Source organism: Beijerinckia sp. 28-YEA-48, from assembly GCF_900104955.1.
Lineage (GTDB): Bacteria > Pseudomonadota > Alphaproteobacteria > Rhizobiales > Beijerinckiaceae > Terripilifer.
Map to the genome: position 1 here is coordinate 768854 of NZ_FNSI01000001.1, position 23796 is coordinate 792649.

The following is a 23796-nucleotide window of genomic DNA, read 5'->3' on the forward strand; positions in this document are numbered from 1 at the left end:
CGCACCGGAGGTCGATGCTTTGCGTTACAAAGCTGCGGGAACGACGGTTTTCACGATCGAGGCATCCAATGCCTCGAACGCGTGGTAATTAATCAGCTCGTAGAGCTCCTCGCGGGTCTGCATCTTGCCGACTTGTTCGCGCGTGCCGCCATGAGCTTTGATCGATTGATACAGCTCGCGATGGGCGGCGGCTGCGGCACGCAGAGCACTTACGGGCCAGATCACCATGCGATAGCCCATCGCCTCAATGTCCGCGGCGCTGAAGAAGGGCGTCCGGCCGAACTCCGTCATATTTGCGAGCAAAGGTACGCCCGGCATGCGACGGGCGAATTCTTTGAACATCTCGGCATCGGTCAAGGCTTCCGGAAAAATTCCATCGGCGCCAGCTTCCAGATAGAGCTTCGCCCGCGCCACAGCACCGTCCATGCCTTCGCTGGCGACTGCATCGGTGCGAGCAATAATGTAGAGGTGGCGTCTTGCCTTGCGGGCGGCAGCGATCTTGGCCGCCATATCGGTTGGATCGGCGAGTTTTTTATCGTTCAGATGACCGCACTTCTTGGGAAGAATCTGATCTTCGAGGTGAACGGCCGCCGCGCCTGCGTCCTCGAACGTGCGCACCATATTCATGACGTTGAGAACTTCGCCGTACCCCGTGTCGCCGTCGACGAGCAAAGGCAGTCCGGAGGCCCGGGTGATCTGTTGAATGAAGAAGGCAACTTGCTCGACCGTGATGATGCCGGTGTCCGGCAATCCCATCGAGGCGGACATCGCGGCGCCCGACAGGTAGAGAGCTTCAAAGCCTGCTGCCTTCGCTTCCAGCGCGGAAAGACCATTGTAAGCGCCAGGCAATCTGACGATGTCGGGCCTTGCGAGCAGCGCCCTGAAGCGATCCCCCGCTGGCACGGCGCTATAGGTTTCTCCCACGAGATAGGTCACGGCTTCGTTGCTCCTTCACAGCAGTCAGCTACGCCTACGGTGCTGATTTCTTGATGTGAATTGCAATTTTTGCTATGATAATTGCATAATTTGCAATTATAGGTGGCCCGTGTCGACCGACTTTGAATCGCTTCGCTCATTTGCGGTTGTGGCTGAGCTGGGCTCGTTTCATGACGCAGCGCAAACGCTCAACATCTCCGCGCCGGCGCTGACGCGACGCATCCAGAATCTGGAGAAGAGTCTTGGGATCGAATTGCTGGAACGCACGACGCGCAACGTTCAAGTGACGATTCCCGGGCGGGAGTTCCTGCCGAAGGTGCACAGGCTGCTCGATGATTTCGACGCGTCCCTGGCATCGATCAAAAACCTATCGGCGCAGCGAACCGGCCGCCTCGTGATCGCCTGCATTCCAACGGTCGCGCACTATTTTCTGCCGCGCGTCATCGCTCAATTCAATGCGCATTTTCATCAGGTCCGGATCCGGATCGTCGACGAAAACGCCAATGCGGTGATCCATCGCGTGAAGCGGCAAAATGCCGATCTTGGGATCACCTTTCTCGGCGGACGTGACTCGGATCTCGAATACATCAACCTCATCGAGGACCCTTATGTTCTGGCATGCCGACATGATCATCCGCTGGCATCGAGCAAGCGCATCGCTTGGCGTGATCTGGCGCCATATCGTTTCGTCACCGCCAATCGTCTGAGCGGAAATAGGCTCGTGATCGATCGCGCGCTGCAGAATGCGGGATGGCATCCGAACTGGTTTTATGAAGTCCAGCACCTGCCGACATCGTTGGGCCTCGTTGAAGCTGGTCTGGCTGTCGCGGCTTTGCCGCGGCTGGCGTTTCCGACCGAACCGCCGCCCACATTGACCAGCCGGCCGCTGATCAAACCGCAGGTCCATCGCACGATCAGCGTCATCCGCCATCGCGGCGCTTCGCTTTCACGCGTCGCGGAAGCTTTCCTGGATATCTTGCGGGAAACCGTGAAGCAGAAGGATTTCGTTGGCTAGATTAAGCCGTCGGCCCGAACACGGTTTCGAATGTGCGGCGCATGACGCTGTCGACTTCAGGCATGGTCACGGGAATGCCGAGATCAACGAGGCTCGTCACGCCGTAGTGGGCGTTGGAAATGCCGCAGGGCACGATGCCGGAAAAATGCGACAGGTCCGGCTCGACGTTCAGCGAAATGCCGTGGAACGTCACCCAGCGGCGCACGCGAATGCCGATGGCGGCGATCTTGTCCTCGGCCATCGCGCCGTCGAAGCCGCGTGGCTTGTCGGGCCGCTGCACCCACACGCCGACGCGGTCGGCGCGGCGTTCGCCACGGATGTTGTAGGCGGCGAGGGTGGCGATGATCCAATCTTCCAGGGAGCAGACATAGGCGCGGATATCGGGCCGGCGCCGGCGCAGGTCGAGCATGGCATAACCGACGCGCTGTCCTGGCCCGTGATAGGTGTACTGGCCGCCACGCCCGGTGTGGTGGACCGGGAAGCGGGCATCGATCAGGTCGCCGTCCTTGGACGACGTGCCGGCTGTATAGAGGGGCGGGTGCTCGACCAGCCAGACGCATTCCGGGGCGGTGCCGGCAGCGATGGCGTCGGCGCGCTGTTCCATGAAGGAGATTGCGTCGTCATAGGCGGTGAGACCCTCGGAAACGATCCATTCGACCGGAGGGGCGCCGGCGGGGGCCTGCATCAGGTGGGAGAGGCTGCCGCGTTCCGGAGCCACAGGGCAGGCGGCGGCGGGAATAGGGGCATCCAAAACGCTATTTTGCATGGTTCCATTTTGCCACGAATGCCGGCCGGCCGCCAGAAAAGCGATAACAGCTCTCAGAACCGTGATTTGCCCCCAGGGCGCGCTTGTCACCCGGCAATTGATTTGTTAGACGGCTGCCTGTCGCGCGCCCCGGAGTTCCGGCGGCACGCAGCCGGGCTCGCGCCCGGTTTTTTCTACCAGCGGCCATGGCGGAATTGGTAGACGCGCTAGCTTGAGGTGCTAGTGGGGAGACCCGTGGAGGTTCGAGTCCTCTTGGCCGCACCAATCAACGATCTGCCAAGTGCAGGTTGTTGATTTTGTTGGTAGAAAAGCCCCGTAGGGGGCGCGGAATGCGGGTGAGGGACGAAACCGTTCACTCACCGTTTCGCAGCCATCTCCGAAATTACTCCTTTGGTGATCGACGGTCTTCTTAAGGAGGGCAGCCATATTGCTGTCTTCCCGGCCAAGAATCACCTTGGACTTAGCAGTAGGCCGCCCTTATTCGCCGCCTGAGTCGCGGCGATCTTGCGGGCACCAGGGATTCTGGCTGCGTTACGGACTTCCCCGAATGATTCTTTGGTGAGTGGCAGACCGTTCTCTCCGACAATCCACATCAAGTCGCCGACTGGGTCGGCATCTGGGGAAGGCGGCTAATCTCCCTCAGCCCTATGTCGGCTGATCGGGCGCGGCCCAAGAGAATGACGATCGCTGCCTGCGGTAAACTCAATTCACGACTGCGCGATTGTTCATCATCGCCGCGAGAGCTGTAATGCCAAAAATGACTGCGACACAGCGATAAGTTTTTTGGCTTCCGCGATTGCATTACCGAATGTTCATCCACCGTGGCGAGTCTGCCAAAATTAGGTCGGATTGCATTCGCAATTGCAGAGCAGTGAAGGCCAAGGCATCTTTTAAGGGAGGATCGCCATGTCTGATGTCCTTAAAGGGCTTGTTCCAGTCCTTGCTGCGGCGGCTTTGATCTCCGGTTTTGCAACCTCTTCAGCTTCCGCGGCCCATGTCGTTGTCCATCAGCGCGCCCACTACGTTACGCCCGTTGAGCAGCAGCCGGAACAGCAGTCGTCAGCCCACAATTCTGGCCTGCCTGCGGCCTGCTATCGTAGTCGTCTCGTCGAACCGGTGGTTGGCGCTGGTCTGGAATGGGAAAACCTCGTCACTTGCTATTGAGGCATGACGAGGCCCGATCAGCCGTCACCGCTTAGCGCCTGACTCGCTTCATATTCCAGATTCGGGTGAGTTCCGGATGTTCCGGTTCCGTCGGGGTGCCGTCGGACGTGTCGCCCGATCTTTGCTCGGAGACCCTGATGAGGACCTCGTGACCATGTCTGATGGCCAGCGAGGCGGCCGGGATGGCTGCCTCGAAGGCCGCTTCCTTGGTGACATATTCGCCGGTGGTCTCACCGTCATGACGGACGCCCCAGCCATGGGCATTGGGGACAATATCGTAGAACGCTCGATTCATCGTGGCATTCCTTCGTGGAAAAGGCTGTGCAAGACGATTGATGCTGCCGATGGCGACCTATCAAACCCCAAAATTCCGGCCTCTAGGAATGCTCAACCGGCCGCTACCAGTAAGGTTCCGCGGGATCGTTTGCGCCGGAGGAAATTATCTCTCGGCGTGTTCGCTTGCGTGGCTTCAATAAGCCGACAACTTGCGCAGTTCCTTGACGATATTTTCGCAGCGCGCCTGATCGTCCGTGTACTTGCAGCGAACTTTGTCGACTTGAGCCCAGTTGTGTCGCCGAAAATGCTTGTCTACCTCCTTATCCGTCATGGGACGCTCGCGGCCACGTTCGGTGATGGTGCATGAGTCTCCGTCGCACATGGTCATTTGGGCGATCGCTCGCTCCAAAGGCGCGACGGACGCCGTGATTGAAAAAAGTATGAAAGTTATCGCGAGCGCTTTCCCGGTAAGCGAACTGCCTTTTGCCATCTCTTTCCCTCAGCCGAATGTTTGATTTCGTCCCCAGGCGAACTTATCGGGTGATATTATTTTCTGTCGAGCAGTCGCTGCCCGTCCCCGTAAAAAAGTTTTCGGACAAGGACTTGAGTGCCATTCGGACTGTGGCGGAAGGTTAGAGCGGTTGCTTGCATCATCGGGCCGCCTTGCCTTTTCGCGGCGCATCCCTATTCTGGCGCGCATCATGATGCGTCTGTTCCGCTCACTGGTGATGTTCCTGGCGCTGCTTGGCCTTTCGGCTGGCGGCATGTGGGATGTTGCCAATGCGCATCCCATGAAAACTCATGGAATGCCAATGACGCAGGCCATGAGCCATCACCACGGGATGGCGGAAGCCGCCAAGGCTGATCTTAAAGCCGATCATAGCACCCATCATCAACATCAAGTTGCTGACACCAAGCCCTGTCTTGATGCATCCGCGCGTTGCGGTGGCGATATGCCCGATCACATGGGCAGCATGTGTTGCGCCGCCATGGCCTGTCACATGGCCGTATTACCGCAAATCTGCCTCAGCGTTTCCGCTGTCGCGATCCGGGCCGCCAATCCTCTGCCGCTCGAAACCGATGTCGAGGGTACGCTCGGTCCGCGCCTCGAACGTCCGCCCAGATCGCTCGCCGTCTAACCGTCGGCGAGACACCTGAGCGGAGCTCAAGCTCCGTCCCCACTCTTTCTCTCGGGTTCGCGCCGGCGATCCCTGCCGCTTGATTTCTCGCGGCAAGGGCACGCTCGACGACACGCGGCAGTGCCGCTGAGGCCATAGGCCTGTTCCGAGGAAGATGATGAAATTCGCTGTTATGACGGCTGTGGCCGTCACGCTTGCCGGCGCCCTGGCTGGGTGTTCCGCCTGGCCAAATCTCGATGCTGTCCGCGATCCCGCCGATCCGACGGCGAAAGTGCCGCGCCAACGCGTCGCGCCGGTCATGGCCGGCACGGTCGATTATCGGCCAGTCCAGCCGAAATCCTGGATCGACAGCAATCAGCGTGTCGCGCCCAAGAGCAGGGGGCACTGATGGCTCCTTCGCTTTCTCGCACCTCGTTTTCTCAGCGCAGCCGTTTGCTTGCTGTCGGTTTGAGCGCGCTGACACTCGGTGGCTGTGCCTCGTTCACGCCCGATGGGGGGATGGAGGCCGTGGCGACGCAGGTCTCGGCCACGCTCGGTGCCGATGCGGTCAAGATCAACTCGCAATGCGAAGCCGCATCCGCCGCGGCACGCGTCAAGGCACTTCTTGCCAAACCGCTCACCTCGACGAGCGCGGTGCAGATCGCGCTTCTCAACAATCGTGGACTGCAGGCGGAATATAATACGCTGGGCCTGTCGGAAGCCGATTTTGTCGAAGCCAGCCTGCCGCCCAATCCAACCCTTGCGTTGGGTCGAACGGTGACCAACGGCGGATTGGACATCGAGCGGCGCATCATCGCCAATCTGCTGTCGCTCCTGACCCAGCCGACACGGCGGGAGATCGGCGAACGACAGTTTGAGGCGGCGCGCTACCGCGCCATCGATGCGACGTTCCGCACGGCCGCCAATGCGCGCAAGGCTTATTACGCGGCGGTCTCCGCGCGACAGAAAGTGACTTATCTCGAACAAGCGCGGACAAGCGCCGATGCGGCGGCCGACCTGATGCGCAGCCTGGGCGAGACGGGCGCAGCCAAAAAACTCGACCAGGCACGTACAGCGGCCTTCTATGCCGAAGTCTCCAATCAGCTTGCGGCGGCACGTCTCGAAACCAGTACGACGCGGGAGGCGCTGACGCGCAGCCTTGGCGTTTGGGGCAGCGACATCAATTACAAACTGCCCAGTCAGCTGCCCAATCTACCGCGCGGCTTGCCGTCGACACAGCAGGTGGAGACGCAGGCTATCCGCCAGCGTGTCGATCTCATCGCCTCGCGTCTGGAGCTTGACGCGCTTGCCACGTCGCTGCGCCTTTATGAAGCCACCCGCTATGTCTCGGCCTTCGAGCTTGCTGGCTTTTCGAAGTTCGAGCGCAGCAAAAGCGACGGCGTTGTCGAAAAGAAGAGGTCGGCGGGCAATGCGCTCGATTTGGTGATCGAGATTCCGATCTTCGATTTCGGCGAGACGACGCGGCGGCGCGCGGCCGAAACCTATATGCAGGCGGTCAATCGCTTCGCCGAACAAGCGGTAAATATCCGCTCCGAGGCACGCGCGGCTTACCTCACCCATCGCGGATCTTATGAGATCGCGCTGGCCTATCGCAACAAGATCGTGCCGCTGCGACGCACCGTCAACGAGCAGTCGTTGCTCGAATACAACGGCATGCTCATCGACGTGTTCGTGCTGTTGACGACCTTCCGCGAAGGCATCGACAGCAATCTCGCCGCGATCTCGGCGCAGCGCGATTTCTTCGTCGCCGGTGTCGATTTCGATACGGCAATTCAAGGTGGCGGCTCCGGAGCTGGCGCGGGTGTCCGCGTCGCTTCAGGCAGCGGCGAGTGATCGGAGAACATCATGTCAGTTTCACGTCGCAATTTTCTCAATGCCGCCGGCGGTGTCACACTCGTTGGTGCGGCGGTTTCCGGCCGCACCGCCTTCGCTTCGGTGCCCGAGGCGCCAACGATGAAGAGCGCGGAGATGCATCCGCCGCTCGTGCCCAAAACGGGGCCGGATTACAATCCTGTGGTGACGCTCAACGGCTGGACCCTGCCGTGGCGCATGAACGGCGACTGGAAGGAATTCCATCTCGTCGCCGAGCCGGTGTTGCGCGAATTTTCGCCGGGCATGGTCGGTCATTTGTGGGGCTATAACGGCCAGTCGCCGGGGCCGACCATCGAGGCGGTGGAAGGCGACAAGGTGCGCATCTTCGTCACCAACAAACTGCCGGAACATACGACAGTCCACTGGCATGGGCAGCTTCTACCCTGCGGCATGGATGGTGTCGGCGGTCTCACGCAGCCGCAGATCCCCGTCGGCAAGACCTTCGTCTACGAGTTTCAGCTGCAGAAGAGTGGCACGTTCATGTACCACCCGCACGCTGATGAAATGGTGCAGATGGCGATGGGCATGATGGGCTTCTTTGTCGTCCATCCGAAAGACCCAGCCTTCCGCCGGGTCGATCGTGACTTCGTTTTCTTGATGGCGGCCTATGACATCGAGCCCGGTACCTATGTGCCGCGCGTCGCCGAGATGACCGATTTTAATATGTGGACATGGAACACCCGGGTGTTTCCCGGCATCGACCACATCGTCGCCGCCAAGGGCGACAACGTCCGCATCCGCTTCGGCAATCTGACCATGACCAATCATCCGATCCATATGCATGGCTATGATTTCAAAGTGTCGTGCACGGATGGTGGCTGGGTGCCGGAGCAGGCGGCGTGGCCAGAGGTGACGGTCGATTGCGCGGTCGGGCAGATGCGCGCTTTCGATTTCGTCGCCGACAAGCCGGGTGACTGGGCGATCCATTGTCACAAGTCGCATCACACGATGAATGCCATGGGGCATGACATGAGCAATTTCATCGGCGTCGACAAGAAGAAGGTGTCGCAGAAGATCAAACGCCTCGTCCCGGGCTACATGCCCATGGGCACGGCTGGTATGGCCGATATGGGCGAGATGGAAATGCCGCTGCCCGAGAACACCTTGCCGATGATGACCGGTTGGGCGCAGTTCGGCGCGGTTGAAATGGGCGGCATGTTCTCGGTCGTCAAAGTACGCGAGGGCCTGGCGTCCGGCGATTACAAAGATCCCGGTTGGTACAAACATCCGGAAGGAACCGTCTCCTTTGAATGGAAGGGCGACGTCAAGAAGGCCGAGCGCCCGTCGCAGCCCGTATTCGACAAATCGAAGACCACCGAGGTCACCGTCGTGAAACCCGGTGCGAGATCCAAACACGGCAATCATTGAAAGGTATGTCCATGACCATCAAAACCTTGATGATCGCGTTTGCGGCGTTGCCCCTTGCAACGGCTGCCCTCGCGGATCCCGGCCATTCCCATGGCGGCGATCGCGCCTATGGCGTGCCGGGCGATCCGAAGAAAGCGTCGCGCACGGTCGCAGTCGTCATGCGCGAGGCAGACGGCAAGATGGAATTCGTTCCCAACAAGATCGAAGTCCGGCGTGGCGAGCAGATCAAGTTCGTTCTGAAGAACGACGGTGTGCTCGATCATGAACTCGTCATCGGCACGCTGGCGGAGAACCTCAAGCACGCCATTGAAATGCAGAAGAACCCGGACATGGAACACGACGATCCGAACGCCAAACGCCTGGCGCCGAACAAAGCCGGCAACATTGTCTGGAGATTCACAAAAAAGGGCGCGTTCGATTTCTCGTGCCTGATCCCCGGACACCGGGAAGCCGGCATGTCCGGCAGCATCACCGTCAAATAGTTTCAAACACAGGAATGGAGAAGAATATGCGTAAACTGATCGCTGCCGCCACGGTCTCGCTGGTGGCCACCATCGCACTCGCGCAAACAGCCCGCGTCTCGGGCGAGGTTACAAAGATCGACGAGGCGCAGGCCAAGATCACCCTGAAGCATGGGCCGATCAAGAATCTCGACATGGACGGCATGACGATGGCGTTCGCCGTCGCCGATCCGGCGGCCCTGAAGAAGCTGAAAGTCGGCGACAAGGTGATGTTTGAGGCCGACCGCGTGAACGGGCGCATTACCGTCACCAAGATCGACAAAGCCAAATAGGCCTGCTGGTCAGGCGCCCAATTTGGAGCAGAAATACGGACGGAGACCTTCGGGCCTCCGTCATGATATTGATCCGAAAATCTTTTTTGAGGATGGGGCGCGTTTTGGCGCCAGGGCGGGGCGCCTGGCCGGTTGCTCGCTCGCCTGATTCACCTTGATCGCTAAAATTTGGCGTCGTTTACGAGCCGTTACCAAGCTGTGGTTTATTTAGCGTGCATGCGATTTAAGTTTGAACGATTGGGCCTGAAGGCCATTGCACCGGTGGCGGCTTTAGCCGCGGCGTTGATGCTGGCTGCCTGCGGCGGTGGCGGCTCTGCCATTCCCATGCTCGATGGGGTTGGCGATGGCGGACGGGCTGGGGCGGGCAACGAGCATTTCGTCGGTCTGCACCCGAACAATTTCACCATTCATGGCATCGACGTTTCCAAATACCAGGGTGACATCGACTGGCAGGCGGTGCGCGCCTCGGGCGTCAAGTTCGCCTGGATCAAGGCGACCGAGGGCGCCGATCATGCCGATGCCAAGTTCCGGCAGAATTGGGATGCTGCGAAGGCCGCCGGTGTGCCGCGCGGCGCCTATCATTTCGTCTATTGGTGCCGCCCGCACCATGAGGAGATCGGCTGGTTCAAGAGCACCGTGCCGGTCGATCCAGAGGCGTTGCCGCCAGTGCTCGATGTCGAGGCGACGCCGACCTCACGGACCTGCAAGCGCACCCTCTACAAAGACGAAGTCGTCCGTGAGATGCGCGAAATGCTGCTGGATCTGGAGCGTCACTACGGCAAGCGGCCGGTCATTTATGTGACGGTCGATTTCTACCAGTCCATTCTGGCCGACGGCGAGTTCAGCGATTATCCGATGTGGGTGCGCTCGACGAAACATCCGCCGCAGGTGCCCTATGGCAGCCGGCGTTGGGTGTTCTGGCAATATCAGTCCGACGGTTATGTGTCCGGCATTCGCGGTAAGGTCGACAAGAACGCTTTTGCTGGTAGCGAAGGGCAATGGCGGGCCTGGCTTGCGGGCAAGCCGTATTGAGTGACGGCGCAGGTTGGTTCTGGCCAATTCTTTCTGGCCAGTTCGTCTTACTCGTTAACCCCGGCTGTCGGCCTCGGCTTTTTGAAGTTTGAGGATGCGCAGCCGGAAGGCCGTGCAGAGGCGAATACGCAGAACAAGCTCTGTTTCGATTTCGACTGTCGTTGCACGAGATGTATCTTCGAGCTTGTTGGCGATGATTTCCAAGATGTCGTGCGCTTCAAGCGCATTGTCCAATTCGCGCCGCGTTATAATGACGTCTGGTTTTTGCACGTCTGATTTTCGCATGCCGGTGCCCGCAATCCCTCAACGGATCACATCGACTCTTTATCGTGAATGATCGAGCGATGCCGGTGACTACGTTTGGCGGGTCAGGCAAGGCTAGGTGCCTTTGGTCATATGCGACGAACCGCCTCGAACGGTCAGCGTTTGCTGCTGCCGTCGGCGCATAGCGTCGTGCGGGCCGAGCAGACGCGCTCGGCATAATGCCCAGCATTGCATTGCCGCGAAGGCTTTTTGGGCAGGCGTCCGCGCGTAAAGCTTAAAGCCAGCGGCGGACGGCGTTGGCGTAGTCGCGATAGGCTTCGCCGAAGTTCTCGGCCAGATCAGCCTCTTCCGGTTCGATGGCGAGTTTTTGGACCGCCAGCACCGAGATGATCAGGGCCAGAAACGGCCAGAAGGAATCGGCGACGAAGCCCAGGCCGAATAAAACCAGCGCCAGACTGAGATAGATCGGATTGCGTGAGAAACGGTAGGGGCCGCCTGTCGCCAGCGCGCGGGCCGGTTTGTCCGGGCTGACGGGCGCATTGGCTGCTTTCAAGGCCAGGTCGGCCCAAAAGGCGATTCCTATGGCTGCCGCGACGATGAGCCAGCCGAACATGGCGCCGGTCTCGCGACCGGTGCCCGCGCCGAGGAAGCGCAGGGGCACGATCAGCTTCAAGATCAGGGCGACGACCAGGGAGCCGAGAAAAATCTTCTGCGGAAGCCAACCGGCGGCATAGTCTTTTGGTTGCATGGCTCTCATCCGGCTGGGCGTTTCAACGACAGGCTATCGCGTGCCACAATGGCTGTCCACGCCGGGGCAGACACCCGGATGTCTGGAGGGATGAATGATCGCCAACCAGGGCCCCATTTTCAATTTCGACCTCGGCGAAACCGCCGACATGATCCGCGCCACCACCCGCGATTTCGCCCAGGATGAGATCGCGCCGCGTGCCGAGGAGATCGACCGGACCAATACCTTCCCCCGCGACCTCTGGCCGAAAATGGGGGCGCTCGGCCTGCATGGCATTACGGTCGAGGAGGACTATGGCGGGTCGGGGCTCGGCTATCTGGAGCATTGCATCGCGATGGAAGAGGTCAGCCGGGCCTCCGCCAGCGTCGGTCTCAGCTACGGCGCCCATTCCAATCTCTGTGTCAATCAATTGCGTCGTAACGGCAGCGAGGACCAGAAACGGCGTTATCTCGGCAAGCTGATCTCGGGCGAGCATGTGGGGGCGCTGGCCATGTCGGAACCCGGTGCAGGCTCCGACGTGGTGTCGATGAAGACACGGGCCGACAAGCGCGGCGATCGTTTCGTCCTCAACGGCAACAAGATGTGGATCACCAATGGGCCGGTGGCGGAAACGCTGATCGTCTATGCCAAGAGCGATCCGGGCGCTGCGTCGCGTGGCATCACCGCCTTCATCGTCGAGAAGGGCATGAAGGGCTTTCGCACGGCGCAGAAGCTCGACAAGCTCGGCATGCGCGGGTCCGACACCTGCGAACTGGTGTTCGAGGATTGCGAGGTGCCGGAGGAGAATGTGCTGGGCAGTCTTGGCAAGGGCGTCAATGTATTGATGTCGGGGCTTGATTATGAGCGCGCCGTTCTGGCGGCGGGGCCGCTTGGCATCATGCAGGCGGCAATGGACGTGGTGTTGCCCTATATCCATGACCGCAAACAATTCGGCCAATCGATCGGCGAGTTTCAGTTGGTGCAGGGCAAGGTCGCCGACATGTATGTGGGCATGAATGCCTGCCGCGCCTACGTCTATGCGGTGGCGAAGGCCTGCGATCGTGGCGAGACGACGCGCGAGGATGCCGCTGGCGCCATTCTCTATGCGGCCGAAAAAGCGACCAAGATCGCGCTTGATGCGATCCAACTTCTCGGCGGCAATGGCTATATCAACGATTACCCGACCGGGCGGTTGTTGCGCGATGCCAAGCTCTATGAGATCGGCGCCGGCACGAGCGAAATCCGCCGCATGCTGATCGGCCGGGAGTTGTTCGCAAAATCCGGCTGAGACTACCGATCGATCTTTGCCAATTGACCTTTAGCAGGGGGGCAAATACCTCTGATCCAGAGCAAATTGCGTTTCCATGGAAACGCAGTTTTGCCTAGGGCCTTTGTCCTGACGCGTCTTTGTGACGTTTGATGATTCCATCAAACTCCAAAACGCTATCGCGCATGGAGAATAAAGATGATCAAGGTCTGGGGCCGCAACAATTCGCTCAATGTTCAGAAGGTGTTGCTGACCCTGGAAGAGATCGGTCTGCCCTATGAGCGGACCGATGCCGGCTTGCATTTCGGCGTTGTCAATTCGCCGGAGTATCGGGCGATGAACCCGAACGGTCGCGTGCCGACCATCGACGACATGGGTTTCACCTTGTGGGAATCCAACGCCATCGTTCGCTACCTCTGCGCGCGCTATTCGGAGGGCAAGCTGTGGCCGCTCGATGCGCACCGGCGTGCCGACGCCGATCGCTGGATGGACTGGCAGCAGACGACCTTTCTCGATCCGATCAATGCGATTTTCCGACCGCTGATTCGTAAGGATATCGAAGCGAAGCCGGCGGCGATCGAAGCCGCCCGGGTGACGGCGGAAAACAATGCGGCCGTGCTGGACGCGCTGTTGTCGCAGCAGGCCTGGATGTCTGGCGGCAGTTTCGGCATGGCCGATTGCGTGCTCGCCACCGTGGCGCATCGCTGGATGCATCTGCCGATCGAGCGGCAGCCGCGTCCCCATCTCGAACGCTGGTATAAGGCGATCTGCGAGCGCCCGTGGGCCAGCAAGGTACTGATCCTGCCGCTTACGTGACGGCGTTCCGATGTTCTTCTACCTGTCCAAAATCTTGTGGTTCTTCGCCGCGCCCTCGAACCTGATGGTGGTGGCCACCGCATTGGCGTTGCTGGCGCTCTATGCCGGGTTTCAGCGCATCGCCCGCTGCGTTCTTCTGGCGGTCGTCGTGCTCGCTATCTTTTTTGGCCTGGGGCCGGGCGGCCAGATCTTGCTGTCGCCGTTGGAAAACCGCTTTCCGCAGCTGCCGGACGATTTCCCAGCGCCGACCGGCTTCATCGTGCTCGGTGGTGGCGTCGACGAAGTGGTGAGCACCGCGCGCGGCAGCTCCGAATTGTCGGATGCCGGCACGCGCATGACAGCTTCGGCGGCGCTGGCCTATCGCTACCCCAATGCACGGATCGTCTTCAGCGGCGGCTCAGGGCGCATTCTGGGCGGTGACGTCAGCGAGGCGGAGGTTGCCCGCCGCATCTATACGAGCCTGGGTATTGCCGCTGACCGCATGACCTTGGAGGAAGAGTCCCGCAACACCTGGGAAAACGCGGTGTTCACGCGCGATCTGGTCAAGCCGAAGCCCGGCGAGGTGTGGTTGCTGGTCACGTCGGCCTATCATATGCCGCGTTCCATGGGCCTGTTCCGTCAGGCTGGATTTCCGGTGGTTCCCTGTCCGGTCGATTATTCGACGCGCGGGACTTGGTACGACTTTATCCGGCCGTCGGCGGAGACGTCGCTTGGCCTGCGCCGGACCGACCGTGCCGTCCGTGAATATATCGGGCTCGTCGCCTATTATCTGTCTGGCAAGACAGACGCGCTGTTTCCAAAACCGTAAACGACTCTGAGCGCTTACTCGCTGCGCGGCAGGCCGAGGCGGTAGACGCCGCGGAAATCGTCCGGATCGGCCGGCTTGCCCTTGCGGTAGATCACCAGATCGCCCTTGCGGGCCATGCCGATGGCGGTGGCGCGGACGCGGGTCAGCCAGGAGCGCCAGGCCAGATCGTCCCCGCCCTTGGCGGCGGCGATGGATTTGGCGGCGTCTGTCGGGCAGATGCTCTTGCCGGGGCCGGCTTCGATGCAAAGATCGAGAATGGCGGCTTCGAGGGTCTTGTTGGGGGCCGAATCTTCGGGGGCCGTTGCCTGTATCATCCCGGGCCTATGGGGCGCAGAGCGCTTTACGTCAACCGGCTTGACGTTAATGGGTTTGGGATCACGTTTACGAGGCATCGGCGTCGGACACGTGTTTGGAGGGGTCGATGGCGTCATGGGCCTCGGAGCGATATTGGCGCGACCACATGAAGAACAGGACGACCCCGGTCGTCACCATCAGCACATAGGGGCCGAGGAACCAGCCAAGATAGGCGAGGGCGAAAAAGAAGGCGCGCTGGCCGCGGGTGAACTGCCGCGCCGCCGCGATGTTCATGCGGCCGGCATAGGTGGCGATGCGGCGGCGCTCGTCGTCGTTTTCGGATTTGGCCGGCGGCGTGGCGCCGATGAGAATGGCGCAATAGTTGAACAGCCGGTAGGCCCAGGCGAATTTGAAGAAGGCGTAGCCGAACAAAATCAGCAGGCCGATGACCTTGATCTCAAACATGGCGCGGGTCGGCACGAAGCCGAACGGAAAGTCGGTGGCGACGCGCATCATGTCGTCGCTGGAGCGTAACAGGGCGGCGGTGCCGCCCAGCGCCAGCAGCGAGGTCGAGGCGAAAAAGGCGGTGCCGTTCTGTAGCGAGGCGATGATGGCTGAATCGACGATCCGCACGTCGCGCCCGGCCATCTCCTGCATCCAGCGCAGGCGGTAGTAGGACATCTGCGCGTTGAGCGCCGTGCGGGCATGAGTACGGAGCATGTGGTGATAAATCACCCAGGCGGCCGCGAAGAGGCAGATGGCGATCAGGTCGGCGAAGACGAATCCGGACATGGCGCAAGTCTACCGCGCCTGTCGCGCGCCGTGAATGTGCCAGTTTCGCCTCGTTCGCTCTTTTGCTACTCATAAAATCCAACAAACGTCGGGTTCAGATGCAGATTCGTCCCCCCATTCCCCAGGATGAGGCGCGCTGGCGCCAGCTCTGGGCCGGCTACACCAGCTTCTACCGGGCCGAGGTGTCCGAGGCGGTCACCGCCGATCTTTGGGCCAGGCTGCTGCACGGCGATGGCCCGGTGCGCGGGCTGGTCGCTGACGCCGAGGGCGAAGGGCTGATCGGCTTTGCCACCTTCCTGTTCCATCCTTCCACCTGGAGCCTGCAGCCAAGCTGCTATCTGGAGGATCTGTTCGTCGATCCACAGGCGCGCGGTTCCGGGGCGGGGAAGGGCCTGATCCTGGCGGTCGAGGCGGCGGCGAAAGAGGCCGGCGCCTTCCGGCTCTATTGGCACACCCAGGAATTCAACGCGCCGGCGCGCTCGCTCTATGACACGCTGGTCAACCGTTCCTCCTTCATCGTTTATCGCAAGGCGCTCTGACCCATGCTGACACTGGTCATCGGCAATAAAGCTTATTCGTCCTGGTCGCTGCGGCCCTGGATTCTGCTGGCGACCCTGCACATCCCGTTCGAGGAGAAGCAGGTCAATCTCTACGACGAGCCCGGCAAGAAGAAGCTGAAGCGTCTGTCGCCGACCGGCAAGGTGCCGCTGTTGATCGACGGCGAGATCGAAGTCTGGGAATCCACCGCCATTCTCGAATATCTGGCGGAAAAATATCCGGCCAAGAATATATGGCCGAAGACCCGCGCGGCGCGCGCCCATGCGCGGGCGCTGGTGGCGGAAATGCACGCTGGCTTCATGGCCATGCGCCGCCATCTGCCGACCAATTTCCGCCGCGAGGTGCGCTTGCGCGAGCTGACGCCGGAGGTGCTGGCGGACGTGGCGCGGATCGAGGCCGTTTGGGCTGGCGCGCGTCGTCAATTTGGCAAGGGCGGGCCGTTCCTGTTTGGTAAATTCAGCGCCGCCGACGCCATGTTCGCCCCGGTCGTCAACCGTCTGCATATCTATGACGTGAAGGTGAAAAAGGACACGCGGGCCTATATGGACGCGGTGATGGCCCTGCCGGCCTGGCAGGCCTGGATCAAGGATGCTTTCACCGAAAAGCAAACCCACGAGATCTATGACGCGATATGATCGGGTCCGTCTAAGGGCTGGTTTGCTTCAGCGGCGTTTCGCGCCATAGTCGCCGAAATGGCAGACGGGGGCGAGACACGTGGCGGTCCTGAAATCGAATTTCGATGCGGTCGGACCTGACGCCACGACCAATCGGCAATCCTGGGCGGAGCTTGTGGCGCAATTGCAGGCGCGCCGCGCTACGGCGGCGTTGGGCGGCCCCGAGCGGGCGCGCCAACGCCATGTCGATCGCGGCAAGCTGTTGCCGCGCGATCGGGTGCAGGGCCTGATCGATCCGGGCTCTCCTTTTCTGGAGATCGGGGGGCTCGCTGCCTTCGGCATGTATGAAGGCGATATCCACGGCGCCGGCATGATCGCCGGCATCGGCCGCATCGAGGGGCGTGAGGCGATGATCGTCTGCAACGATGCGACGATCAAAGGCGGCACTTATTATCCGATCACCGTGAAGAAACATCTCCGCGCACAGGAGATCGCGCAAGAGAACAATCTGCCCTGCGTCTATCTGGTCGATTCCGGTGGCGCCAACCTGCCGCATCAAACCGAGGTGTTTCCTGATCGCGACCATTTCGGCCGCATCTTCTTCAACCAGGCCAATATGTCGGCGCGCGGCCTGGCGCAGGTGGCGGTGGTGATGGGCTCCTGCACGGCAGGCGGCGCTTACGTGCCGGCCATGTCGGATGAGACGATCATTGTCAAAGGGCAGGGGACGATTTTTCTCGCGGGGCCGCCGCTGGTGAAGGCTGCGACCGGCGAAGTGGTTTCGGCCGAGGATCTGGGCGGCGCCGATGTGCATACGCGGCTCTCTGGTGTTGCCGATCATCTGGCGCAGAATGATGAACATGCGCTGGCCCTGGCGCGGCGCGCCATTCGCAATCTCAATACGGCGAAACGTTCGCCGCCGGAGCGCCGTGCATCGCAACCGCCGCTGCATGATGTCGCCGAGCTCGACGCCATCGTGCCGACCGATCTGCGCAAGCAATATGACATTCGCGAAGTGATCGCGCGTCTGGTCGATGGGTCCGATTTCGATGAGTTCAAGGCGCGCTACGGCACGACGCTGATCTGTGGCTTCGCCCATATCGAGGGCATGATCGTCGGCATTATCGCCAACAACGGCATTCTGTTTTCCGAAAGCGCGCTGAAGGGTGCGCATTTCGTCGAGCTGTGCTGCCAGCGCGGCGTGCCGCTCTTGTTCTTGCAGAACATTTCTGGGTTCATGGTCGGCCGCGAATATGAGACCGGCGGTATCGCTAAGGATGGCGCCAAACTGGTGACGGCGGTGGCCTGTGCGCGGGTGCCAAAGATCACGGTGATCGTCGGCGGTTCGTTCGGCGCCGGCAATTACGGCATGTGCGGGCGGGCTTACGGCCCGCGCTTTCTCTTCACCTGGCCCAATGCGCGCATCAGCGTCATGGGGGGCGAGCAGGCGGCGAGCGTGCTGGCGACGGTGCGGCGTGACAATATCGAGGCCGAAGGCAAGCAGTGGAGCGCCGCCGAGGAAGACGCCTTCAAGGCGCCGATCCGCGCCAAATATGAGGAAGAGGGCTCGCCTTATTATGCGACGGCGAGGCTCTGGGACGATGGCATCATCCTGCCTTCGGAAACGAGGCGGGTTCTGGCGCTGGCGCTGTCCGCCACATTGAACGCGCCGGCCGAGACAACGAAATTCGGCGTGTTCCGGATGTAGGGCGAGGGGCCAGCCATGTTCAACTCCGTCCTGATTGCCAATCGCGGTGAGATCGCCTGCCGGATCATCCGCACGGCGCGACGTCTGGGGCTGCGCACCATCGCCGTCTATTCGCAGGCGGATAGGAATGCGCTGCATGTGCGCCTGGCTGATGAGGCGCATGAGATTGGCCCTGCGCCAGCGGCGCAGTCTTATCTGAATGGCGATGTCATTCTCGAGGTGGCGCGCGCCGCCAAGGCTGAATGCATTCATCCAGGCTATGGCTTTCTGTCGGAGAATGCCGGCTTCGCCGAGGCCTGTGCAGCGGTTGGCGTGGTCTTTGTCGGCCCGCCGCCTGCTGCCATTCGCGCCATGGGCCTAAAGGACGAAGCCAAGGCGCTGATGCGCAAGGCCGGTGTTCCCGTTGTTCCTGGCTACGACGGCGCCGAGCAGGCCATTGCGCATCTGGCTGATGAGGCCCAGCGCATCGGCTATCCCGTGCTCATCAAAGCGGTGGCCGGCGGTGGCGGTAAGGGCATGCGCAAGGTGGAACGTGCTGCTGATTTCGCCGATGCCTTGGCCGCCGCGCAACGCGAAGCGCAATCCTCTTTCGGCAATGCGCGTGTGTTGATCGAGAAATATGTCAGCACGCCGCGTCATATCGAGATTCAGGTTTTCGCCGACAGCCACGGCAACACCATTCATTTGTTCGAGCGTGATTGCACCATGCAGCGCCGGCATCAGAAGGTGATCGAGGAAGCGCCAGCGCCGGGCATGAATGAAGAGACGCGGCGCGCGATGGGTGAAGCAGCTGTCGCTGCGGCGCGCGCGGTGGGTTACGCCGGCGCTGGCACGGTCGAATTCATCGCCGATGGTTCCAGGCCGCTGTCGCCGGAGAGTTTCTGGTTCATGGAGATGAACACGCGGCTGCAGGTGGAGCATCCCGTGACGGAAGCGATCACCGGGCTCGATCTGGTGGAGATGCAGTTTCGTGTTGCCGCGGGCGAGACGCTATCGCTGCAACAAGCGGACGTCAGGCACTCCGGCCATGCGATCGAAACGCGGCTTTATGCGGAGGATCCCAACAGCGGCTTTCTGCCCTCGACCGGGCGCATCCTGGCGCTCGATCTACCGCAAGGAGAAGGTGTGCGCGTTGATGCCGGTGTGACTGATGGCAGCGAGGTGACGCCGTTCTACGATCCGATGATCGCCAAGATCATTGCTCATGGGGCGACCCGCGCGCAGGCGATCCAGCGGCTAGCCGATGCCTTGGCGGCAACCAAGGTTGTAGGCCCTCGGTCCAACGCGGGTTTCTTGCATCGGCTGGTGACGCGGCCGGAGTTTGCCAGCAACGCGTTCGATACGGGATTCATCGAGCGACATCTCGATGATCTCGGTGCGGCGCCGCAGCCTTTTGACGATGCGGCGGTGGCCTTCGGTGCAGCGGTGGCGCTGGCGGATCACCGTGAAAGTGTGAATGGCTTTGCCGATCCGTGGGCGCGTGCTGATGCTTTTCAGCTGGGGGCGCCGCGCAACCAGAAGATTGCCATTGCTGTCGAAGGTGAACGTCAGACGGTGCAAGCGAAGTGGCATGAAGGTGAAATGGCGGTAGCCTTCGCCAGTGCTCGGCTATCGGCGCGTTGCGAAAATAGCAAATGGATGTGCGCCGATCCGCTGCTAAGTGCTTATCGGGATAACAGCGGTGTGTTCGTCTTGCGCGAAGGGCGGCAGGTTCATGTGAGCCTGTTCGACGCGCTCGATCATGCCGATGAAACATTGGCTGTCGATGGCAACGTCGTGCGTTCGCCGATGCATGGCAAGCTTGTCGCGCTCTTTGTTGCTGCGGGAGAAGCGGTGGAGAAGGGCGCGCGGCTGGCTATTGTCGAGGCGATGAAAATGGAGCATGTGCTAGTGGCGCCGGTCGCGGGCCGTGTTGGTCCGATTGCTATTCACGCCGGCCAACAGGTGGCGCAAAATGCCACGCTGCTGATAATCGAAACAGAAACGGGAGACGCCTGAATGTCTGATCAGAAAATCGCCTTAGTCACCGGCGGTGGCACCGGCATCGGCCGGACGGCGGCGCTGGCACTCGCCGGCATCGGCTATACGCTGGTGGTGACCGGCCGGCGCCAGGAGCCGCTGGATGAAGCGGTGGCGGCGATCGAAAAAGCTGGCGGCAAGGCGATTGCGGTGGTCTGCAATGTTGGCGACCCGAAACAAGTCGACGCATTGTTCGCCAAGATCAAGGGCGAGTTCGGCCGTCTCGATCTGCTCTTCAACAATGCCGGCATGGGCGGTGCGCCATCGCTGTTGGAAGACCTGCCGTTCGAGAGATGGCAGGAGGTGGTCAGCGTCAATCTCAATGGCGTGTTCCTGTGCACCCAGGCGGCGTTCCGCATCATGAAGGATCAGAAGCCGCAGGGCGGGCGCATCATCAACAATGGCTCGATCTCGGCCCATACGCCACGGCCGAATTCGATTGCTTATTCGGCGACGAAACATGCGGTGACGGGCATCACCAAGACGGCGGCGCTCGATGGCCGCAAATATGACATAGCCGTCGGCCAGATAGACATCGGCAATGCGGAGAGCAGCATGGCCGACAAGATGAAGAAGGGCGTGCCGCAGCCGGATGGATCGATCCGGCCGGAAGCGACCATGGCGCTGGATCATGTCGGCCGGGCGATCGTTGCCATGGCCAGTCTGCCGCTGGAGACGAATGTGTTGTTCATGACCATCAAGGCGACGAAAATGCCGTTCGAGGGACGCGGATGATCCGCTCCGCTGTCATTGCAACGGGGGGCGCTTTCCTTTCGCTGCTGGCGCTGACGGAGCAGGCTTCGGCCTGCTCCTGCGCCAAGCAGACACGCGAACAGGCGGCCGCTCAGGCTTCGATCGTGATCACCGGCCGGGTGCTGAACGTGCGCCGGGACGGCGCCAACATCTATGCGCGCATCGAAACGGTGCAGATGCTGAAAGGCAGCGCGCCGCCGGTGGTCGAAGTGATGACGCCCGTTTCGGCGGCGGCCTGCGGCTATAATTTCGAGCGCGGCAAGACGCTGGCCATTGCGGCGCAACTGGCCGAACAGCAGTTCCGCACCAATACCTGCCTGATGAACGCCATCAATAGCCCGGCCCATAAATAAGGCAGCCGGGCTGTGCCTAAGACGCACGGCTTTGATTCCTCAAGGCAAATGGCGACGGCATTGGCCTGGGACCAGCATTATTGCATGTTGACGATGCGCAGGGGCCGCTTGTTCCGCACCCGCTGCAAGGCCAAAATGGAGCCATGGCGCTACATTTAATCAAATTGTCGGTCGGATCGGAGTCGATCCGCGATCACGAAGAGTGGGTCCAGCAGCGGATGGCCGCCAAGAAGCAGGCTGGCGAGCCGGCGGAGTACACGCATCGGACCCGCATGGTGCCCAAGCGCGTCGCCGAGCTGCTCGATGGCGGTTCGATGTATTGGGTCATCAAGGGGCAGGTTTCGGCGCGGCAGAAGCTCATCGATATCCGGCCGTTTACGGATGACCAGGGCATTTCGCGCTGCTTCATCGTGATGGAGCCCGACGTGGTTCCGATCATGCCACGATCTTGCCGGCCGTTTCAGGGCTGGCGTTATCTCAAGGATAACGAGAAGCCGGAGGATGTGACAGCCGGCTTCGGCGAACTGGCGCAAATGCCGGAAGATCTGCGGCGCGAGTTGCGCGAGCTCGGGCTGCTATAGCGAGGCGAGGCTGCCCGACCGGGCAATCGCATCGAGAACATTCCAGCGGCTTTCGTTGAAAACTTCCGTTGCATCAGCCTGCATCTCCTCGGCAATCCGTTGCGCAACGTGCCGACTCATCTTTTTCATATGGAAAGATTGACTGATCTCGGGTGCAGCGCGCTGGTTGAAACCTGCGCCGTGAGATCGACATGAGCGACACGATGAACTGTCGCGATGGCTGGCTGTTCTCGAATCGAGAGAAGGCAGATCGCTCAATAGTTCTTGTATTGAGGGTTCATCAAAACGTATTGCAACTTTGTCGCGATGACTCAACGGTAATTTTCGCGCGCGACTCCTACGAGTTTGTAATGCGAAAAACTTTTCGGCTTGTCTGCCCAAAGCGATTGTGACGAGACACGTCGCGTAAAATCATAAGTCTAAATCGATCGACGATGTGATTGCTCTGCATTGCAAGGCTTTGTGACAGATCGTCTTGCGATCTCGTCACATGAATGAAATTTTAGATTTCTAGTTCCGCGCCCAGATTTGATCGCGTGCGTTTCGCGCGTCAAAGGGGGCTATCAATGCGGAATTGGCCGGTACGGCATCAAAGACGCGTGCGCATCGAAATCATTCCGATGATCGATGTCATGATGTTCTTGCTCGTCTTCTTTGTGCTCATCAGCGTCAATGTTCTGCCTGCGCTTGGCTTGAAAATCACGCCGCCCAGTTCGGCTCAGCCTGACAAAGTCGTCGAGCGAACACGGGTTCTGATCGGCATAGATCGTGAAGGCAAAACCTTCATCGATGGTCAACCGCTCGCATTGGATGCGATCGCCGAGAAGCTCAAATCCCTGCCTTCCGACAAACCGACATCGGTTGTTGTCTCCGGCGATGAAGGCGCCTCCCTGCAAAATCTCATTAGCGTGATGGACGCCCTTAAGTCGGCCGGGGTGACGAGCATGCAAATCGTCACAAGGCCGAAATAGGTGCGAAGACCTAATGAAAACAGATCGAACAGAAGTGTTGAGCACGTCGATTTCGGCCGTGCTCACCGCGAGCCTGCTCTGGGCGTGCTGGCATCTGCCAGCGATGACAACGCCCACGCCTGTGCCAGTGCTGGATGTGTCTGCGATGGAAGTCGCTCTCGAGGCTCCGCCGGCAGAGCCCGCGCCTGCCGCGCCGCCTGTCGAACAACCCACCGAGCCTCCTGTCGAACCGCCGCCGCCGGAGCCGCAGCAGGAACCACCGCCGCCAGAGCCGCCAACAGCGATGGAGGAGAAGCCGCAAGAGCCTCCGCCTGTCGAAGAACCGCCTCCGCCAGTGGTCGAACCTCCGCCACCTGTCGTCGAGCCTCCACCACCGGTGATCGAACCGCCGTTGCCGGAGATCGAAACGCCACCACCTTCGCCAGTCGGCGAATTGCCGCCGCCAAAACCTGCCGTTGTGCCGCGTCCACACCCAGAGCCTCGTCCGCAGCCCAAGCCGGAGCCGAAGCCAGAGCCGAAGCCGCGACCGGAGCCAAAGCCGCAACCCAAACCTCAACCCAAGCCCCGGCCGGAACCCAAGCCTCTCAGAGACCACACGCCCGCGGTGGCGCGACCGGCGCCAGCGCAGGCGGCCGCGCCCGCACGCCCCGCCGCTGGAAATGCGTCGGCTTTCCGCAGTTGTCTTGCCGGTGCGCCATATCCGCAATCGAAAGATGCGCGCTTACAAAAGCCCTCTGGCAGCGTCGGTATTTCGATTTCTGGCGGCAGCGCCAGCATCACCCGCAGTTCCGGATCTTCGATCCTCGATCAAGCGGCGCGTTCTCGAGCATCAGCCTGCGCAGCTTCGGCTGGCGGCGGAACGCTGAGCGGCGTCGTCAACTACATCCCCCGATAACCGTTATCTCTTGAA

General features: G+C 60.8%; 29 protein-coding genes and 1 tRNA gene. 22 read left to right on the forward strand and 8 right to left on the reverse strand.

Features of this window, described 5'->3' with window-relative positions:
* Positions 1-24: 24 nt before the first annotated feature.
* A complete protein-coding gene (prpB, locus tag BLW50_RS03635) occupies positions 25-936 on the reverse strand; it encodes a methylisocitrate lyase (protein ID WP_090697554.1) in 912 nt (303 codons plus the stop codon).
* A 109-nt stretch (positions 937-1045) separates the two neighbouring features.
* Between prpB and BLW50_RS03640 the strand changes: the two genes are divergently transcribed.
* On the forward strand, positions 1046-1951 hold the full coding sequence (locus BLW50_RS03640; RefSeq protein WP_090697557.1) for a LysR family transcriptional regulator: 906 nt from the start codon (positions 1046-1048) through the stop codon (positions 1949-1951).
* 1 nt (position 1952) lies between these two features.
* On the opposite strand, the gene lipB is transcribed toward BLW50_RS03640, so the two are convergent.
* The gene (lipB, locus tag BLW50_RS03645; protein WP_090708642.1) at positions 1953-2636 is read right to left on the reverse strand and encodes a lipoyl(octanoyl) transferase LipB; all 684 of its coding nucleotides are present in this window, start codon (positions 2634-2636) and stop codon (positions 1953-1955) included.
* 260 nt (positions 2637-2896) lie between these two features.
* Between lipB and BLW50_RS03650 the strand changes: the two genes are divergently transcribed.
* Positions 2897-2981 (forward strand) — tRNA-Leu (locus BLW50_RS03650).
* Between the two features lie 642 nt (positions 2982-3623).
* On the forward strand, positions 3624-3881 hold the full coding sequence (locus BLW50_RS30205) for a hypothetical protein (protein WP_139267446.1): 258 nt from the start codon (positions 3624-3626) through the stop codon (positions 3879-3881).
* A gap of 31 nt (positions 3882-3912) precedes the next feature.
* Here BLW50_RS30205 and BLW50_RS03655 read toward each other — a convergent pair whose 3' ends face one another.
* Both BLW50_RS03655 and BLW50_RS03660 read right to left on the reverse strand, forming a co-directional pair.
* Positions 3913-4176 carry a hypothetical protein gene (locus BLW50_RS03655; RefSeq protein WP_090697560.1) on the reverse strand — a complete coding sequence of 88 codons (264 nt, stop codon included), beginning with the start codon at positions 4174-4176 and terminating at the stop codon, positions 3913-3915.
* A gap of 174 nt (positions 4177-4350) precedes the next feature.
* Positions 4351-4647 carry a hypothetical protein gene (locus tag BLW50_RS03660; protein ID WP_090697563.1) on the reverse strand — a complete coding sequence of 99 codons (297 nt, stop codon included), beginning with the start codon at positions 4645-4647 and terminating at the stop codon, positions 4351-4353.
* Between the two features lie 211 nt (positions 4648-4858).
* Between BLW50_RS03660 and BLW50_RS03665 the strand changes: the two genes are divergently transcribed.
* The 7 genes from BLW50_RS03665 to BLW50_RS03695 all read left to right on the forward strand — a co-directional run bounded on the left by BLW50_RS03665 (position 4859) and on the right by BLW50_RS03695 (position 10361).
* A complete protein-coding gene (locus BLW50_RS03665; protein ID WP_139267447.1) occupies positions 4859-5296 on the forward strand; it encodes a hypothetical protein in 438 nt (145 codons plus the stop codon).
* 157 nt (positions 5297-5453) lie between these two features.
* A complete protein-coding gene (locus tag BLW50_RS03670; protein WP_090708646.1) occupies positions 5454-5684 on the forward strand; it encodes a hypothetical protein in 231 nt (76 codons plus the stop codon).
* Positions 5684-7129, forward strand: coding sequence for a TolC family protein (locus BLW50_RS03675; protein WP_090697570.1), 1446 nt, complete (start codon positions 5684-5686; stop codon positions 7127-7129). Before BLW50_RS03670 ends, BLW50_RS03675 begins: the two co-directional genes overlap by 1 nt.
* Positions 7130-7141: 12 nt before the next feature.
* A complete protein-coding gene (locus tag BLW50_RS03680) occupies positions 7142-8536 on the forward strand; it encodes a multicopper oxidase family protein (protein WP_090697574.1) in 1395 nt (464 codons plus the stop codon).
* Between the two features lie 11 nt (positions 8537-8547).
* Entirely contained in the window at positions 8548-9018 is a 471-nt protein-coding gene (locus BLW50_RS03685) for a cupredoxin domain-containing protein (RefSeq protein ID WP_090708648.1), read from the forward strand.
* A 26-nt stretch (positions 9019-9044) separates the two neighbouring features.
* On the forward strand, positions 9045-9329 hold the full coding sequence (locus BLW50_RS03690; protein WP_170849968.1) for a copper-binding protein: 285 nt from the start codon (positions 9045-9047) through the stop codon (positions 9327-9329).
* 216 nt (positions 9330-9545) lie between these two features.
* The gene (locus tag BLW50_RS03695; protein ID WP_090697581.1) at positions 9546-10361 is read left to right on the forward strand and encodes a glycoside hydrolase family 25 protein; all 816 of its coding nucleotides are present in this window, start codon (positions 9546-9548) and stop codon (positions 10359-10361) included.
* Positions 10362-10415: 54 nt separating this feature from the next.
* Here the strand turns inward: BLW50_RS03695 and BLW50_RS30210 are convergent, their stop codons facing one another.
* A complete protein-coding gene (locus BLW50_RS30210; protein ID WP_139267448.1) occupies positions 10416-10646 on the reverse strand; it encodes a hypothetical protein in 231 nt (76 codons plus the stop codon).
* Positions 10647-10899: 253 nt separating this feature from the next.
* A complete protein-coding gene (locus BLW50_RS03705; RefSeq protein ID WP_170849969.1) occupies positions 10900-11373 on the reverse strand; it encodes a methyltransferase family protein in 474 nt (157 codons plus the stop codon).
* 94 nt (positions 11374-11467) lie between these two features.
* Here BLW50_RS03705 and BLW50_RS03710 point away from each other — a divergent pair, with 94 nt between their 5' ends.
* From BLW50_RS03710 to BLW50_RS03720, 3 genes are all read left to right on the forward strand, one after another.
* Positions 11468-12640: an isovaleryl-CoA dehydrogenase gene (locus BLW50_RS03710; RefSeq protein WP_090697591.1), complete on the forward strand. Its 1173-nt coding sequence runs from the start codon at positions 11468-11470 to the stop codon at positions 12638-12640.
* A 177-nt stretch (positions 12641-12817) separates the two neighbouring features.
* Positions 12818-13435: a glutathione S-transferase family protein gene (locus BLW50_RS03715; protein ID WP_090697595.1), complete on the forward strand. Its 618-nt coding sequence runs from the start codon at positions 12818-12820 to the stop codon at positions 13433-13435.
* 10 nt (positions 13436-13445) lie between these two features.
* A complete protein-coding gene (locus BLW50_RS03720; RefSeq protein WP_090697599.1) occupies positions 13446-14243 on the forward strand; it encodes a YdcF family protein in 798 nt (265 codons plus the stop codon).
* A 14-nt stretch (positions 14244-14257) separates the two neighbouring features.
* On the opposite strand, the gene BLW50_RS03725 is transcribed toward BLW50_RS03720, so the two are convergent.
* Positions 14258-14557: a DUF3253 domain-containing protein gene (locus BLW50_RS03725; protein ID WP_090697604.1), complete on the reverse strand. Its 300-nt coding sequence runs from the start codon at positions 14555-14557 to the stop codon at positions 14258-14260.
* A 67-nt stretch (positions 14558-14624) separates the two neighbouring features.
* Positions 14625-15329, reverse strand: a complete 705-nt coding sequence (locus BLW50_RS03730) for a DUF599 domain-containing protein (protein WP_090697607.1) — start codon at positions 15327-15329, stop codon at positions 14625-14627.
* A gap of 98 nt (positions 15330-15427) precedes the next feature.
* Here BLW50_RS03730 and BLW50_RS03735 point away from each other — a divergent pair, with 98 nt between their 5' ends.
* From BLW50_RS03735 to BLW50_RS30590, 9 genes are all read left to right on the forward strand, one after another.
* Positions 15428-15868, forward strand: coding sequence for a GNAT family N-acetyltransferase (locus BLW50_RS03735; RefSeq protein WP_090697610.1), 441 nt, complete (start codon positions 15428-15430; stop codon positions 15866-15868).
* 3 nt (positions 15869-15871) lie between these two features.
* A complete protein-coding gene (locus BLW50_RS03740; RefSeq protein WP_090697615.1) occupies positions 15872-16522 on the forward strand; it encodes a glutathione S-transferase family protein in 651 nt (216 codons plus the stop codon).
* Between the two features lie 79 nt (positions 16523-16601).
* Positions 16602-18209 carry a carboxyl transferase domain-containing protein gene (locus tag BLW50_RS03745; RefSeq protein ID WP_090697619.1) on the forward strand — a complete coding sequence of 536 codons (1608 nt, stop codon included), beginning with the start codon at positions 16602-16604 and terminating at the stop codon, positions 18207-18209.
* Positions 18210-18224: 15 nt separating this feature from the next.
* Positions 18225-20207, forward strand: a complete 1983-nt coding sequence (locus BLW50_RS03750) for an acetyl/propionyl/methylcrotonyl-CoA carboxylase subunit alpha (RefSeq protein ID WP_090697623.1) — start codon at positions 18225-18227, stop codon at positions 20205-20207.
* Positions 20208-20963 (forward strand): SDR family oxidoreductase, encoded by a 756-nt coding sequence (locus BLW50_RS03755; protein WP_090697626.1) that lies wholly within the window; start codon positions 20208-20210, stop codon positions 20961-20963.
* The gene (locus BLW50_RS03760) at positions 20960-21334 is read left to right on the forward strand and encodes a hypothetical protein (RefSeq protein ID WP_090697630.1); all 375 of its coding nucleotides are present in this window, start codon (positions 20960-20962) and stop codon (positions 21332-21334) included. Before BLW50_RS03755 ends, BLW50_RS03760 begins: the two co-directional genes overlap by 4 nt.
* 143 nt (positions 21335-21477) lie before the next feature.
* Positions 21478-21915: a DUF1489 family protein gene (locus BLW50_RS03765; protein WP_090708650.1), complete on the forward strand. Its 438-nt coding sequence runs from the start codon at positions 21478-21480 to the stop codon at positions 21913-21915.
* 566 nt (positions 21916-22481) lie between these two features.
* Complete coding sequence (locus BLW50_RS03770; protein WP_090697632.1) at positions 22482-22886, forward strand: ExbD/TolR family protein; 405 nt, start codon at positions 22482-22484, stop codon at positions 22884-22886.
* Positions 22887-22899: 13 nt separating this feature from the next.
* Entirely contained in the window at positions 22900-23781 is an 882-nt protein-coding gene (locus BLW50_RS30590; RefSeq protein WP_170849970.1) for a hypothetical protein, read from the forward strand.
* Positions 23782-23796 lie beyond the last annotated feature (15 nt).

Excerpts from the sequence above, each read along its gene's own strand:
- BLW50_RS03665 (WP_139267447.1), top strand. The coding sequence starts at position 4,859 with ATGATGCGTCTGTTCCGCTCACTGGTGATGTTCCTGGCGCTGCTTGGC.
- BLW50_RS30590 (WP_170849970.1), top strand. The coding sequence starts at position 22,900 with ATGAAAACAGATCGAACAGAAGTGTTGAGCACGTCGATTTCGGCCGTG.
- BLW50_RS03685 (WP_090708648.1), top strand. The coding sequence starts at position 8,548 with ATGACCATCAAAACCTTGATGATCGCGTTTGCGGCGTTGCCCCTTGCA.
- BLW50_RS03680 (WP_090697574.1), top strand. The coding sequence starts at position 7,142 with ATGTCAGTTTCACGTCGCAATTTTCTCAATGCCGCCGGCGGTGTCACA.
- BLW50_RS03735 (WP_090697610.1), top strand. The coding sequence starts at position 15,428 with ATGCAGATTCGTCCCCCCATTCCCCAGGATGAGGCGCGCTGGCGCCAG.
- BLW50_RS03755 (WP_090697626.1), top strand. The coding sequence starts at position 20,208 with ATGTCTGATCAGAAAATCGCCTTAGTCACCGGCGGTGGCACCGGCATC.
- BLW50_RS03675 (WP_090697570.1), top strand. The coding sequence starts at position 5,684 with ATGGCTCCTTCGCTTTCTCGCACCTCGTTTTCTCAGCGCAGCCGTTTG.
- lipB (WP_090708642.1), bottom strand. The coding sequence starts at position 2,636 with ATGCAGGCCCCCGCCGGCGCCCCTCCGGTCGAATGGATCGTTTCCGAG.
- BLW50_RS03715 (WP_090697595.1), top strand. The coding sequence starts at position 12,818 with ATGATCAAGGTCTGGGGCCGCAACAATTCGCTCAATGTTCAGAAGGTG.
- BLW50_RS30205 (WP_139267446.1), top strand. The coding sequence starts at position 3,624 with ATGTCTGATGTCCTTAAAGGGCTTGTTCCAGTCCTTGCTGCGGCGGCT.
- BLW50_RS03695 (WP_090697581.1), top strand. The coding sequence starts at position 9,546 with ATGCGATTTAAGTTTGAACGATTGGGCCTGAAGGCCATTGCACCGGTG.
- BLW50_RS03730 (WP_090697607.1), bottom strand. The coding sequence starts at position 15,329 with ATGTCCGGATTCGTCTTCGCCGACCTGATCGCCATCTGCCTCTTCGCG.
- BLW50_RS03710 (WP_090697591.1), top strand. The coding sequence starts at position 11,468 with ATGATCGCCAACCAGGGCCCCATTTTCAATTTCGACCTCGGCGAAACC.
- BLW50_RS30210 (WP_139267448.1), bottom strand. The coding sequence starts at position 10,646 with ATGCGAAAATCAGACGTGCAAAAACCAGACGTCATTATAACGCGGCGC.
- BLW50_RS03660 (WP_090697563.1), bottom strand. The coding sequence starts at position 4,647 with ATGGCAAAAGGCAGTTCGCTTACCGGGAAAGCGCTCGCGATAACTTTC.
- BLW50_RS03740 (WP_090697615.1), top strand. The coding sequence starts at position 15,872 with ATGCTGACACTGGTCATCGGCAATAAAGCTTATTCGTCCTGGTCGCTG.
- BLW50_RS03770 (WP_090697632.1), top strand. The coding sequence starts at position 22,482 with ATGCGGAATTGGCCGGTACGGCATCAAAGACGCGTGCGCATCGAAATC.
- BLW50_RS03655 (WP_090697560.1), bottom strand. The coding sequence starts at position 4,176 with ATGAATCGAGCGTTCTACGATATTGTCCCCAATGCCCATGGCTGGGGC.
- BLW50_RS03670 (WP_090708646.1), top strand. The coding sequence starts at position 5,454 with ATGAAATTCGCTGTTATGACGGCTGTGGCCGTCACGCTTGCCGGCGCC.
- BLW50_RS03725 (WP_090697604.1), bottom strand. The coding sequence starts at position 14,557 with ATGATACAGGCAACGGCCCCCGAAGATTCGGCCCCCAACAAGACCCTC.
- BLW50_RS03705 (WP_170849969.1), bottom strand. The coding sequence starts at position 11,373 with ATGCAACCAAAAGACTATGCCGCCGGTTGGCTTCCGCAGAAGATTTTT.
- BLW50_RS03750 (WP_090697623.1), top strand. The coding sequence starts at position 18,225 with ATGTTCAACTCCGTCCTGATTGCCAATCGCGGTGAGATCGCCTGCCGG.
- BLW50_RS03690 (WP_170849968.1), top strand. The coding sequence starts at position 9,045 with ATGCGTAAACTGATCGCTGCCGCCACGGTCTCGCTGGTGGCCACCATC.
- BLW50_RS03765 (WP_090708650.1), top strand. The coding sequence starts at position 21,478 with ATGGCGCTACATTTAATCAAATTGTCGGTCGGATCGGAGTCGATCCGC.
- BLW50_RS03760 (WP_090697630.1), top strand. The coding sequence starts at position 20,960 with ATGATCCGCTCCGCTGTCATTGCAACGGGGGGCGCTTTCCTTTCGCTG.
- BLW50_RS03720 (WP_090697599.1), top strand. The coding sequence starts at position 13,446 with ATGTTCTTCTACCTGTCCAAAATCTTGTGGTTCTTCGCCGCGCCCTCG.